Genomic DNA, 12,783 nt, shown 5'->3' on the forward strand with positions numbered 1-12,783 from the left:
GACCACCACGTCTTAGGAGTAACTATGACAAACTTAGCCAAACTACTTCTTTCACTCGTTGTCGCGGTACCTGCGCTGTTTGCCCTCACTAGCCATTCAGGCATGGCAAATAGCCAAAAGCCTAATGCAACAGCGCCGCAAGTCGCAACATTAGCAGGCGGCTGCTTTTGGTGCACCGAGTCAGACCTCGAACAGCTCGACGGCGTTGTTGATGTTGTTTCCGGTTACGCGGGCGGGACTTTGGAAAAACCAACCTACCGACAAGTTGCTAGTGGACAGACCGAGCACATTGAAGTGATTCAGGTAACGTTTGATGCTGATGTCGTCAGCTACGAGCAAGTACTCGACCATTTCTTTAGACACATTGACCCTACAGACGACAAAGGATCGTTCGTAGATAGAGGGGCGCAATACCGACCTGCCGTTTTCTACCACAACGGCGAGCAGAAAGCGGTGGCTCAATCATTTATGGCTGAAATCGACGCGCTTGGTGTGTACAAAAAGCCGCTCGCGACAGAGTTGATTGAATATACAACGTTTTGGCTCGCGGAAGATTACCATCAGGACTATTACAAAAACAGCAGCTTGAAATACAAGTACTATCGCTACAACTCAGGCCGAGACCAGTATTTAGACGACATCTTTGGGGACGACCGTAAGGACAAACCAGTTACCCTTAGAGAGATGATAAATCGCAACAACCAACCTGCAGCACAAGTGTACATGCGCCCTACGGATAAAGATATTAAGGAGACCTTGACGGCATTACAGTTTTACGTGACTCAAGAAGACGGTACCGAAAGACCTTTTGACAACACATATTGGGATAACAAAGCAGACGGTATCTATGTCGATGTCGTGACCGGAGAACCACTGTTCTCTTCTACCGACAAGTACAAGTCTGGTACCGGTTGGCCAAGTTTCACTAAGCCTATTGATGAGCGTTACATTGTCACGACAACAGACTACAAACTTCTATATCCGAGAACTGAAGTTCGTAGCAAATTTGGAGATTCACACCTTGGACACGTATTTAAAGACGGCCCTGCTCCAACAGGCCTACGCTACTGTATGAACTCTGCCGCGTTGCGATTTGTACCGAAAAAGCTTCTCGCGCAGCAAGGCTATGAAGAGTTCCTACCTTTGTTCGACAAGTAAGTTTGGCGAAGCGTACCTATGCTGCAAGCGCGGAGCTAACATTAAAACTTGAACGCACGCGACATCGATGATCATTCCAGATGTCGCGTTTCTTTATCTGCGCTATACAAATGATTACTATGAAAAATACCCACAATCACTGATAATTAACCTATTGATAATTAACAAGTGTCGTCTCAATGAACGGTTCAATGGAATTTTTACAGCGCTACGTCGAGTCATTTGGCTATGATTGGCTTAGCAATGTTTTGCTCATCACCGCTGGCAGTTTTGTTCTCTGGCTTGCCTGGCGTGTTATTTATGGTCGCTTAGAAGCGATTACCGCAAAAACCCAGCTCGCATGGGATGACCTCGTTATTCGAGCTTTAAAAACTCCCGTCAGTACGCTTATCTGGGTTTGGCCTGCTACCGTCTCCGTTGGGCTAATTGTCGCTTCACATTCTGATAAGGACACCATTTGGCTTGGTAAGATCGACCTTATCTTAGTCATCACCACCTTTATCTGGATATCACTGCGTCTGATTCAAAATGTCGAAGAACATGTTTTAGAGCAGAAAAAGCGCGACGAGACGACAGTACAGGCCATTGCTAAAGTTGCTCGATTGTTTTTTGTGACCATTGGTATTCTTACCATCATGCAAGCTCTGGGGCTGAGCCTCTCAGGTCTACTTACGTTTGGTGGTGTCGGTGGTTTGATTGTCGGTTTGGCCGCTAAAGATCTCCTGTCTAACTTTTTCGGCGGTATGATGATTTACTTCGACCGCCCTTTTAAAGTCGGAGATTGGATCCGCTCTCCAGATCGCGCTATCGAGGGGACTGTCGAGCGCATTGGCTGGCGTATGACCATCATTCGAACGTTTGATAAAAGACCGCTTTACGTACCAAACTCCGTATTTAGTAATATCGTGGTTGAAAACCCGTCCCGAATGTTAAACCGTCGTATCTATGAGAAGATTGGCCTACGTTACGATGATGGTGACAAGATGGAAGCCATTGTCGATGACGTTAAGATAATGCTTGAAGGCCACAAAGACATTGATAGTCGCCAAACCTTGATGGTTAATTTTGACGCCTTTGGTCCATCATCACTCAACTTTTTTATTTATACCTTCACTAAGACAGTGAACTGGGCACGCTACCATGAAGTGAAGCAAGACGTCCTGCTGCAAGTTATGGGGATAATAAAGAGTCATGGCGCCGATATCGCCTATCCTACGCAAACACTAAAGATCGATCCCGTTATCATGGCAAATGACGAGGCTCAATCCAAGCATATTATTCAGCCGTAATCTTGCGAAATTGAAAAAGGGCTCATTCGAGCCCTTTTTGCTATTCGAAGCATAAAACCTATCGAAGTGTAAAACTTAAGTTAAATCACACCCAGCTCACGCAAGCGTTCCATAAGATAGCTGTTCGCCGTGTATTTTTCTGAAAGCACTACTTCCGGTTTAGGATGCAAAAAAAGTGGCAGCGAAATACGTGATGTTTCCTGTTTTTCTCCCGACGGATTGATTACACGGTGTGTGGTAGAAGGAAAATACCCACCGCTCGCTTCTTGAAGCATATCGCCGATATTGATAATAAGATTACCAAAATCGCAAGGGACGTCTAACCATTCACCCTCTTTGCTTAGCACTTGAAGTCCTGGCTCGTTAGCTGCAGGCAGTACGGTAAGAAGGTTTATATCTTCATGGGCAGCCGCGCGGATAGCCCCTGGCTCTTCTTCCCCTGTCATTGGTGGGTAATGCAATACGCGAAGAAGCGTCTTCCCACTGCCATTGATCATTTCTGACAGTGCAATAGAGAACTTTTCCTGCACTTCCACTGGCGCATGCGCCTCTACCCAGCCCAGCAACTCTTTGGCAAAGCTGTTCGCTTTATCATAGTACTCAAGAATTTGAGCACGCAACTCTGGTGGGATCTGACCCCAAGGGTATACGTGGAAGTACTCTTTAATGTCTTTGACACTGTGGCCTTTTGCTACTTCCGACACAGTCGGCGGAAAGTAGCCATCTTGAGTTTCTACATTAAATTGGTAGTCGTTTTTCTTCTCCGACATAAAAAACTGATACCAGTTTTCGTAAATAGACTCCACAAGCTGCTGGGCAATTGGATGGTTTTTAAGCACGCCAAACCCTGTTTCGCGTAGCGATGTGACAAACTTCTCTGCGGCATCTGCCGCTTGATAATCGACGGTTTCTAATTTCATGACTTTACTTTCTTATCGTTATAGTGCAACGCCGATGTTAAAAAAAAGTGCGACCTTTTACAAAGATTCTCATGTCACAGTTTGTCATCGAGTTACTCTTTTGTGCACTTGATCGCCAATTAAACACAATTAGTAATTGAACAGCGTTTTATTATACCTATACTAAGCTTACTCCATTCTGTATAGATAAGTTAACGCATGAATTATCAAAGCTCGACCCGTTTTTGTACTAGCCTTACCTTACTTAGCGGACTCTACTGCTTAGTGTTTCTGTTTTCCGCAATCGCGCCGAGTTCACGGGCAGTGTGGGTCGCCGAAATCATTCCTGCGGTTGGCATTCTTGTCTGTATTTGGTTGGTTTCAAGAAAGTTTCAATTCTCTAAACTGGCTTACCTATTGATGTTCATTTGGCTGTCATTACACACCATTGGCGCTAAGTACACCTTTGCGGAAGTACCGTTTGATTGGTTCAATCAGTTGATTGGCTCGGAGCGTAACAACTTTGATCGTGTCGCCCACTTTTCCATTGGCCTCTATGCCTTTCCCGTTGCCGAATATGTCTACCGCACTCGCGTTATGAACAAACTGCCTGCCATGATGTTTGCCCTCTTCGCTATCATGAGCTTAGCGGCGGCGTATGAGATCATTGAATGGTGGTACGCCGCGCTCGCTGGCGGCGATGAAGGAATTGCCTTTTTGGGCTCGCAAGGGGATATTTGGGACGCACAAAAGATATGCTGTGCGACACGCTCGGAGCGATAACAGCATTAAGCCTGTTTTGGCTTACCTCGCCAACTAGGGATTAACGTGCTGTTTGAGCCAATTGAGGTAAGGTCGATAGCCTGCCTCAATCGGCAGGGCGACCACTTGTGGTACTTCGTAATCATGATTAGCCACAATGGTTCGTTCTAGCTTTGAATAAGCCTCGTTGGTGGATTTGATAATCAACAGCACTTCTTCATCACAGCACAATTTTCCATCCCAAACATAGTTACTTTCAATCTGTTGGGTTTGGATACAGGCCGCGAGACGCGATTCCAGCAAAACTTTGATCAAGCGGTCTGCTTGCTGCTTAGACCCTACTGTCGTCAGCACCGTAATAGCGTTTGATTTCATCAAATCCTTCCTATTTCATCCGTACTTTGCCACCAATCATTTTGATCGATGGCGCTCCTCGTATCAGCATTTCTCTACCGAAAATAGTGTTGCATTCTGGGCACACACCGACGGCTGTCGTATAGTCTTCGGTAATGCGCTCTCGAAAACACTTTACCAAGGAACCTTTGCCACCCTTTCTGTAGCGATACAATTTGCAGCCACATTTGGCACAGAAAATATCTACCGATTTGGTGGGTAGCTTTTTATTCGGTTTCGCCATGGCTACTCAGACACCTCTTGGTTGTCTGGCTTCACCCATACTTTACTAAAATCAAACCAACCAAGCGCGTTACATTTTGCGTTTTGCAAGCTACCACAATGATCTTTACTAATGCCCAGCCAGCAATGGAACAGAGGTATCACTTGAGCATGCTGTACCAGTTGCTTACCAATTTCTTGTGCTGGGAACTTAGTGTCGGCTTGACTTAACCACCCGGTCACAAGCGCACGCCAACCAGCAAATTCCTCAGGCTTGGCCATTTTCTCAATATCACTGTAATCCAGCAACCAACCTGCAAGGGCATCTTCTCGATTGCTGGCAATACCCATTGGACGAATCCAAATATCAACATCATGAATGTCTGGAGCATCGACTCCATAGCGAATAAATTTTGCGCGTATTCCATCCTTCTTTAATAAGGCGTCAATAGCTACCGAGATTTCTGGGAACGTGGGATGCTCAGCATAATAAGCGATGCGGATCTCGCCATCAAACTCATCTGCTGTGAGGTTTATGTCGGTAACTTTGACATCACCATCGTCTGCTGGAATGTCTATTGGTTGATGATACCAGCCCGGCTTCATACCATGAGCGGGGATCATACCCAGCTCTTTAATCGTATCTTCTGGCAGTTTTTGAAAAATAGCTAACGAGTTCAATCGCTTGGTTAAATAGCGCGCCCACCTATCGTGTTTCGCCACACCAGAAACTCGATTTAACAACAAGTAAGTGCAACCAGGGTCGAGATCGATGCCATCTTGAATATCAGAACGAGCGCCAGCGATTGGGTCAGCAAGACTTGGGAAAACCATGGTCGAATGGACTTCATCAATCACCCATACTTCAACTGTATCAAGTAACGGTCGATAGCCAAAATAGCCATCAAAAGCCGTTAAGATAAGGCGCTTGTCGTTGTTGGTAGTGACGGAATAAGGCCCAGTACCGATGGGGTATCGGTCGAAGTCCTCGCCTCGCATTGACTCTGGCGGCAAAATCTTCGCCATATTTTCAGCAAACAACTGAGGCGCGCGATGATCTGGCTGAGTGAAGCTGACATCGATCACCCAAGGTGAAGGTGATACTACCTGGCTTAAATGCTGGAACAAATTGGCGGATTTAAGGGACTCAATACTGCAGATAATATGTTCGAGCTTAAGCAGTTCCCCATTGTGAAACCGCACGCCCGGACGAATGTAGAATCGCCAATCCGTCTTACTGACTTGCTGCCAGTGATGCGCTAAGTCTGGCTGGAGCTCATCGTTTTCATCAAACTTGGTAAGGCCGCTAAACACCTGACGTGCGATATGAATTTCTGATCGGCGCATCGGTTTTTTCGGGTTAAGCATGGATAACGGACGATAATACGGCAAGCGAATGACCTGCTTACCATCCGCTTGAGATACGCCCAGGTAACTTTGGATCACGCTTGATAGACGATTGGCATCTTTATCAAGAACGTTTAGCGCGTGACCAATGCGGCCTTCTTCCAAATAACGACGCGCCAGTGTTTCACTCACATCATTACGATTTTGTTTAAAAATCAGTTTTGAGAGTTTGCCGCGCCCGGCAGCAGGATGCCACTCGATCCACCCCTCTTCTTCCAGTTTGTTTAAGACAATTCGAGCATTACGACGGGTGCAAAACAAAATACCAGTGACGTCATCAAGCTGAGTATCAGCATTTTCACCAGAAAAGTGTTCAAACAAGATTTCGAATTGCTTTCGAAGACGAGGGCTGCCCATAAAGAGGAAATTCCATTAATGCTTTTGCCATTAAGTTTCCTCTTTATAAACATAATTAGCAAGTTACACGCGCATGATCTCGATGCTACATGCCTCAGAAATGGCCTTTACCTGAGATTCATCGTCCAGTTTGATTGACCATTTACATTCTGCACCGTTTGCAGACAGGATACAGGCAGGCAAAATCAGCTGCAGTGCATCGACTTGAGACTGCAAAGTGATTTGACCAACTTGATAGCGAACCACGACTTCATGCGGGGTAACAATCACCTTGCCCGAGGAAATATCGATAACCATTACTTGCCCTTTTTATTCTTTTTCACTGCAATCGTCAGGCGACTGGTACACACTAAACGTTGCTTTTCATCGGTAATATCTATTTGCCAAACCTGCGTAGAAACACCAAGGTGCATGGGTTTAGCGGTACCAATGACAAACCCAGATCGCATCGCTCTAATATGGTTGGCATTGATGTCCAGACCAACACAATAATGGTCATCGTCGACGCAAAAATTGGCCGCCAAAGAACCAAGCGTCTCTGCCAGTACCACCGACGCCCCACCATGCAACATACCTAAAGGTTGATGAGTAAAGCTGCACACTGGCATGGTTGCCGACAAGGTATTGTCGCTAAAGTCCGTGTATTCGATTTGAAGATGCTCCATAAGCGTATTCTTAGATGTGCGATTAAGCGCCTCTAAAGAGATATTCTTCTTCCAAATACTCATCGATAAATCCTATACTTAGCTGATTGAATGATAGGAATGATGCCTTCAGTTACCCAGAAAGGCAAACATCTCACAAGGACAAGGGAGTCTTCACCATGAAACGTTGGACAAAGGTGTGCTGCAGCGCTGCCGTAACCGTCGCTATTGCAGCTTGTTCGTCGTCTCCAACTGGACGTAGCCAGATTATACTTTTCTCAGACGCTCAAATGAGCGACCTCGGAGCTCAATCATTCGAGCAGATGAAGAAAGAGCTAAAAATCAGTAACAACAAGCGAGTCAATGAATACGTGCAATGTGTAGCGAAAGCCATCACGGATCATGTCCCACCGCAACCGGACTTTTCTCAATGGGAAGTGGTCGTGTTCGACTCTGAGCAAGTGAATGCGTTTGCTCTGCCCGGTGGTAAAATTGGCGTTTATACTGGGTTATTGGATGTTGCGGTAAATCAAGACCAATTAGCAACCGTCATTGGCCACGAAGTCGCTCACGTATTAGCTGATCACAGCAACGAACGTTTATCACAATCTCAGCTCGCGAACGCTGGCCTTCAAGTAACAAGCGTAGCGCTTGGCGGCTCCCAATATAAAGACGTCACAATGGCAGCACTTGGCGTAGGTGTTCAATATGGCGTGATTTTACCATATGGCCGTACTCAAGAGTCAGAAGCCGATATCGTTGGTCTAGAGCTTATGGCGAAAAGCGGCTTCGACCCATTTCAAAGTGTTGAGCTGTGGAAAAACATGGCGAAAGCATCTGGAGGAAACCAACCACCGGAGCTTCTCTCTACTCACCCATCTCACGATACGCGCATTTCAGATTTGAAGGCCAAAGCGGATCAACTCCCTGCATACGACATTTCACACCCTACCTGTAAAAAGGCCTAAACGCTGATTTTCGCCGGGTATTCTTTACCCGGCACTTGTCTCTTTTTGTGAATCCTTCCCCCTTTTTTAAAATGCAACCAGCCTCATAGACAATGACTGTATCATTTTTGAGCATTTCTTCTTTTAATTTACGTAACTGTTACATATAGTTAACAACAGGTCTGACAAGTCGCACTAATTAGTCACTCAAAGATGCGACAGATCAGATCCCCTACATTTATGAAAGGACGACTAAATGAAAAGAAGAATGCTGCTGACACCAATAGCGCTCGCTGTTGCTGCTCCCACCGTCTTTGCTGCTGGATTTCAGGCAAACGAACACTCCGCATCCGGTCTAGGGCGCGCCTTTTCTGGTGAAGGTGCCGTTGCCGATAATGCGAGTGTTTTAGCTCGTAACCCTGCTGCAATGACCTTGTTTGATACCGCACAGTTCTCCGGTGCCATTTCAGTGGTGGATCCGCAGGTTGACGTGACACAAACCTCCCCTATTAATCAAACATCTAAAGATGTTGCTCCGACCCAACTAGTGCCAGGTGCTTATTACATCAGCCCTATTAATGATAATTGGGCGTGGGGACTTGGTTTATTTACCAACTACGGCGTTGCGACTGACTATCCAGATGGCATTTACGCTGGCGATCTCGCAGGTGACACCTCTCTTATTACCGTCAGTCTTAACCCGAATATCGCCTATCGTATTAACGAATCATTTTCTGTGGGTGCAGGGGTGAACCTGACTCACGCCGAGGCTGAACTCACCCGTCATAAAGGCGGTCTAGCTCCAGCGTTTGGCGGAGGTAATCCAAGTGACAACCTTATCGGTCTTAAAGGCGATACATTTGGTTACGGTTGGAACGTAGGCGCTCTATACGAAATTAACGAAAACAATCGCCTTGCACTGACCTACCGCTCTGCAGTAGACCTAGAGTTCAAAGATGGTGAGTTCTCGAGCTACGATTCTGGTATTGCGACCAAACCGACAGTTGATGGACGTTTAGACGTCACCTTGCCATCGATTTGGGAGCTATCGGGTTATCACAAATTCGCAGAGAAATGGGCGCTTCACTACAGCTGGTTTAGAACCGAATGGAGCAGCTTTACTGAGCTAAAAGCAACTTCACCCGATTGTAACGATGGAACTGCTGGGCAGTGTTTCTATAAGAAGGAAGACTACGACGACAACGATCGTTACTCACTTGGCTTTACCCATTACCTAAATCAGGACTGGACAATTCGAGCAGGCTTCGCTCTTGATCAACAAGCAGGTAAAACCACATTAAGCATCCCAGATACCGACCGCTATTGGTATTCCGCAGGGTTTACTTATCAGTGGAACCCCAATCTATCATTTGATGCTGGTATCACCTACATCCAAGGTAAATCAGGTTCGTTCACCGAAGAGAACGCCGCTGGTGAAGTGCTAACGTTCGATGCCTCATCATCTGCCGCTATTGGTGCGCTCCAAGTTAACTATGTATTCAATTAATGGCCAGAGAAAGGATTCAATAATGAAAAAAACAATTCTCGCGACTGCACTGTCTGGCGTTCTTATGCTTTCTGGTTGTGGCGGCGAAGCCACACAAAGTGGTGAACCTACACTGCCGACTTATGAGTCGTTTATTACTACGTCCCTCGCTCAACCAACTAAGCTTGAGTTTATCTTAAACGGTGCTAACGCCACCGTACCGGTTCCAAATAACCTACTTTTCAATGCCGTAGACGGAACTATCGAACTACCAACCGATGACAGTGCATTGTCGAACCCGCTCGCAGCGATGGGGCAAATAGATGGTTGGTCGACAACCGCAAGCTTTCTTATTCCTTTTTCCGGACAATTGGATGACGCGACTGCAGCCGCATCGGTAAGTCTTGTTAAGATCTCAGATAAAATGACCGGTAACCCAGCACCGGAGAAGGTCCTGGTATTCCCTACCGATTATTTTGTGAGTGTATCTGGTGGTAACCTTGTGATTACCCCGACTAAACCATTAGAGCCCGCCGCTGAATACCTCGTCGCGGTCAATGACTCACTCTTGGATACTGATGGCGAAAAAGTGGGTATGTCCCAGAGCTATGCCTCATTGAAATCAAAATCACGCCCTTACGAATCAGGTGACTTAGTCGCACCTCAACAGCTTACCTATGGCGTTGAGGCGTTAGTTGAAGGCGCGACGGCATTGGCTGGAAGCCCTGTCAGCGCTGAGAGCATTGTATATTCAGCTTGGTTTAGTACCCAGTCTGTTGGAGCAACGCTTGCGGCAACCAAAGGTATGATGGCTTTGGCGCAAGGAAGTGATTACAGCTATGCAACGATTTGGAAAGAAGGAGCAAACCCGAACGAAGCAGCGGTAGATACGATTGGTCAAATGACCTTTGGAGCAGGCTCTGATTATGCGACTGTACTGGCAAGCGATGCCAACTTCACAAAGTACATCGCCTCAACCACTGAGCGTGACCAGCTGATTGGCCTATATAATCTAACCGCTCCCAATACAGTTACAGTCAGCCGAGGAACCGTTAACCTACCGTACTACCTAGAAACAGGCGCTAATTGGAATACACAACCGTTTGAATCAGGTTCAACGAGTTTAGCGATCATCAATGATGCAGTAACCGATGAAGCTGAGCTCAATAACTTCTCCGAGCAGTTAGTTGGATACGGTATCAACCCTTCTGAGTTTTTCGCAGATCCCGCGTCGAAGCTTCAAGACATCATTGGCTACACATTTACTAAACTGAATGGGTCTCAGTACGACACCGATCGTTTAGTCACACAATATGCGCCAGTACCTGTGATTAAGTCGATCGAAGAAGTGAATTACCTACTCTTCACGCCCACCGACAAAACAATGAAGGGGCTAGTTATCTATCAACACGGAATCACTTCCGCCAAAGAGAACAGTTATTTCTTCGCCAACAATTTGGTCGCTAACGATTATGCGGTAATCGCTATTGACGCACCAATCCACGGTGATCGCAGCTTAGACGAGCAACGCTCAGCAAATGCGAATGTATTAGCTTATATGAACTTGTCCGTCCTTCCTGTAGCGCGTGACAATATCCGCCAGTCCATGCTGGATCTCATCACACTTCGTTTGGCGTTAGGTACCAACTCATTCGCAGGTACAGCTCTCGAGGGCGTTGATTTAGTAACAAATCCACCTAGCTTTATCGGTCATTCACTAGGCGGAATATTAGGTGTTCCTGCGGTTGCTCAATCAAACACAAAACTTGAATCACCCGTTGATGTTTTGTTCACATTTAAGAACTCATCATTTGTGAATGCGGGGGGACAAATCGCTAACTTATTGCTTGGTTCCGGTGCTTTTGGTCCAGTGGTCACACATAACGTCGCCCTCGGAGGGGTGGACGGTTACGCCGCATTTGCGGAGACAAATTGTGGCACGCCAGGAACTCTGGGATATGAACAACTGTGTCTCATTGCCTACGAGAATGACAATGCCGCTAACTATCTAACACTAATTAATGCGACATCACAATTTAGTTTTGCAGCACAAACAGTATTAGATACAGCAGACCCTATAAACCATGCGAGTGTACTAAATACAAGTAATACGCCGGTTTATATGGCACAAGTATTGGGCGATTCAACAGTACCAAATAATGTACTTGGTCCAAACGAAACTCCTCCAACTAAGTATGCATTAAGGTCACCGCTGGCTGGCACTGAATCATTAGCAGCAGCGCTTTCTCTCACTCCACTGAAAGCAGTTGACGGTACTGGTACCAAACAAAAACCTTTTGTTAAGTTTGATGCTGATGGCCGCCACTCTACGTATGTTATTCAACAAGGTGATACTGATGAAAATCACCACAAGGAGATGCAAGCGCAAGTGAATTATTTTGTAGAGTTCAATCAAACAGATGTTACTAACACGGGTGTTCTAGAGTAAAAGTCAATCTGAAGACAAAAGCACGGTTTCGACCGTGCTTTTTTATGCCCAAGATCACACTTTTTCGTAAAACCATGTATAATGCGCGGCTATCAATCCAGTGATACTAAAATAAAGTACCACATCATCTTAACCATCAGCTTGCTGGCTGCTGGTGATATCAAAATAAGGTATATGTATGTCTACTGAAGCAACCATGCTTGAACGCTGCGAAAACAAATGTGAACTTTGTGCTGCCGAAACGGCTCTCACGCCATTCGCTGTTGCCCCTCATACACAAATCACGGTTGATCACGCGATTATGCTTTGCGACACATGTAAAAGCCAGATTGAAAACCCAGAGACGATGGACGTGAATCACTGGCGTTGCCTAAACGACAGCATGTGGAGCCAGGTAGCTCCAGTTCAAGTTATGGCATGGCGCCAACTTAAACGTCTTTCAGCTGAAGGCTGGGCTCAAGATCTCGTCGACATGATGTACATGGACGAAGAAGTAGCAAAATGGGCTGAGCTTGGTCTTGATGAGAACCAAGAGAAGCCACGTGACGTGAACGGCGTTGAACTTAAAAAAGGTGACGACGTAACGGTAATCAAAGATCTACCGATCAAAGGTTCTTCTCAAGTGATCAAACAAGGTACTGTGATTCGCGGTATCAACGTTAACCCTGACGATCCAAAGCACGTTCAAGGTAAAGCTAACGGTCAAGCAATGTATGTTATTGCTGAGTACTGCCGCAAGAAGTAATCGAACTATCCTGATGTCAACAAAC

General features: G+C 46.1%; 12 protein-coding genes and 1 pseudogene. 7 read left to right on the plus strand and 6 right to left on the minus strand.

From position 1 onward, the window contains the following. Positions 1–24: 24 nt before the first annotated feature. Positions 25–1,158: a peptide-methionine (R)-S-oxide reductase MsrB gene (gene msrB, locus PG915_RS23565; RefSeq protein WP_353499390.1), complete on the plus strand. Its 1,134-nt coding sequence runs from the start codon at positions 25–27 to the stop codon at positions 1,156–1,158. Between the two features lie 191 nt (positions 1,159–1,349). Further along, on the plus strand, positions 1,350–2,447 hold the full coding sequence (locus PG915_RS23570; protein WP_353499391.1) for a mechanosensitive ion channel family protein: 1,098 nt from the start codon (positions 1,350–1,352) through the stop codon (positions 2,445–2,447). Positions 2,448–2,527: 80 nt separating this feature from the next. On the opposite strand, the gene PG915_RS23575 is transcribed toward PG915_RS23570, so the two are convergent. Then, a complete protein-coding gene (locus PG915_RS23575) occupies positions 2,528–3,367 on the minus strand; it encodes an isopenicillin N synthase family dioxygenase (RefSeq protein WP_353499392.1) in 840 nt (279 codons plus the stop codon). A gap of 198 nt (positions 3,368–3,565) precedes the next feature. Between PG915_RS23575 and PG915_RS23580 the strand changes: the two are divergent. Beyond that, positions 3,566–4,173 (plus strand): annotated as a pseudogene (locus PG915_RS23580) (DUF2238 domain-containing protein). On the opposite strand, the gene cutA reads toward PG915_RS23580, so the two are convergent. The 5 genes from cutA to PG915_RS23605 form a co-directional block, all read right to left on the minus strand. Continuing rightward, positions 4,163–4,483, minus strand: a complete 321-nt coding sequence (cutA, locus tag PG915_RS23585) for a divalent-cation tolerance protein CutA (protein ID WP_112462632.1) — start codon at positions 4,481–4,483, stop codon at positions 4,163–4,165. The pseudogene PG915_RS23580 and the gene cutA sit on opposite strands and share 11 nt — an antisense overlap. 10 nt (positions 4,484–4,493) lie before the next feature. Further along, entirely contained in the window at positions 4,494–4,745 is a 252-nt protein-coding gene (locus tag PG915_RS23590) for a hypothetical protein (RefSeq protein ID WP_353499393.1), read from the minus strand. A 2-nt stretch (positions 4,746–4,747) separates the two neighbouring features. Further along, positions 4,748–6,487, minus strand: a complete 1,740-nt coding sequence (locus PG915_RS23595; protein ID WP_353499394.1) for an SgrR family transcriptional regulator — start codon at positions 6,485–6,487, stop codon at positions 4,748–4,750. Positions 6,488–6,550: 63 nt separating this feature from the next. Beyond that, positions 6,551–6,784, minus strand: a complete 234-nt coding sequence (locus tag PG915_RS23600; protein ID WP_353499395.1) for a DUF3389 family protein — start codon at positions 6,782–6,784, stop codon at positions 6,551–6,553. After that, positions 6,784–7,215 (minus strand): hotdog fold thioesterase, encoded by a 432-nt coding sequence (locus PG915_RS23605; protein WP_042495708.1) that lies wholly within the window; start codon positions 7,213–7,215, stop codon positions 6,784–6,786. Before PG915_RS23605 ends, PG915_RS23600 begins: the two co-directional genes overlap by 1 nt. Positions 7,216–7,310: 95 nt before the next feature. Between PG915_RS23605 and PG915_RS23610 the strand changes: the two genes are divergently transcribed. The 4 genes from PG915_RS23610 (at position 7,311) to PG915_RS23625 (ending at position 12,758) form a co-directional block, all read left to right on the plus strand. Continuing rightward, the gene (locus PG915_RS23610) at positions 7,311–8,099 is read left to right on the plus strand and encodes a M48 family metallopeptidase (protein WP_353499396.1); all 789 of its coding nucleotides are present in this window, start codon (positions 7,311–7,313) and stop codon (positions 8,097–8,099) included. 235 nt (positions 8,100–8,334) lie between these two features. Then, positions 8,335–9,585 (plus strand): outer membrane protein transport protein, encoded by a 1,251-nt coding sequence (locus tag PG915_RS23615; RefSeq protein WP_353499397.1) that lies wholly within the window; start codon positions 8,335–8,337, stop codon positions 9,583–9,585. 22 nt (positions 9,586–9,607) lie between these two features. Then, on the plus strand, positions 9,608–12,013 hold the full coding sequence (locus tag PG915_RS23620; protein ID WP_353499398.1) for a VolA/Pla-1 family phospholipase: 2,406 nt from the start codon (positions 9,608–9,610) through the stop codon (positions 12,011–12,013). A 178-nt stretch (positions 12,014–12,191) separates the two neighbouring features. After that, positions 12,192–12,758, plus strand: a complete 567-nt coding sequence (locus tag PG915_RS23625) for a PhnA domain-containing protein (RefSeq protein ID WP_353499399.1) — start codon at positions 12,192–12,194, stop codon at positions 12,756–12,758. Positions 12,759–12,783: the final 25 nt, after the last annotated feature.

The organism is Vibrio sp. CB1-14, assembly GCF_040412085.2.
Classification (GTDB): Bacteria; Pseudomonadota; Gammaproteobacteria; order Enterobacterales; family Vibrionaceae; genus Vibrio; species Vibrio chaetopteri.

Excerpts from the sequence above, each read along its gene's own strand:
- msrB (WP_353499390.1), top strand. The coding sequence starts at position 25 with ATGACAAACTTAGCCAAACTACTTCTTTCACTCGTTGTCGCGGTACCT.
- PG915_RS23570 (WP_353499391.1), top strand. The coding sequence starts at position 1,350 with ATGGAATTTTTACAGCGCTACGTCGAGTCATTTGGCTATGATTGGCTT.
- PG915_RS23575 (WP_353499392.1), bottom strand. The coding sequence starts at position 3,367 with ATGAAATTAGAAACCGTCGATTATCAAGCGGCAGATGCCGCAGAGAAG.
- cutA (WP_112462632.1), bottom strand. The coding sequence starts at position 4,483 with ATGAAATCAAACGCTATTACGGTGCTGACGACAGTAGGGTCTAAGCAG.
- PG915_RS23590 (WP_353499393.1), bottom strand. The coding sequence starts at position 4,745 with ATGGCGAAACCGAATAAAAAGCTACCCACCAAATCGGTAGATATTTTC.
- PG915_RS23595 (WP_353499394.1), bottom strand. The coding sequence starts at position 6,487 with ATGGGCAGCCCTCGTCTTCGAAAGCAATTCGAAATCTTGTTTGAACAC.
- PG915_RS23600 (WP_353499395.1), bottom strand. The coding sequence starts at position 6,784 with ATGGTTATCGATATTTCCTCGGGCAAGGTGATTGTTACCCCGCATGAA.
- PG915_RS23605 (WP_042495708.1), bottom strand. The coding sequence starts at position 7,215 with ATGAGTATTTGGAAGAAGAATATCTCTTTAGAGGCGCTTAATCGCACA.
- PG915_RS23610 (WP_353499396.1), top strand. The coding sequence starts at position 7,311 with ATGAAACGTTGGACAAAGGTGTGCTGCAGCGCTGCCGTAACCGTCGCT.
- PG915_RS23615 (WP_353499397.1), top strand. The coding sequence starts at position 8,335 with ATGAAAAGAAGAATGCTGCTGACACCAATAGCGCTCGCTGTTGCTGCT.
- PG915_RS23620 (WP_353499398.1), top strand. The coding sequence starts at position 9,608 with ATGAAAAAAACAATTCTCGCGACTGCACTGTCTGGCGTTCTTATGCTT.
- PG915_RS23625 (WP_353499399.1), top strand. The coding sequence starts at position 12,192 with ATGTCTACTGAAGCAACCATGCTTGAACGCTGCGAAAACAAATGTGAA.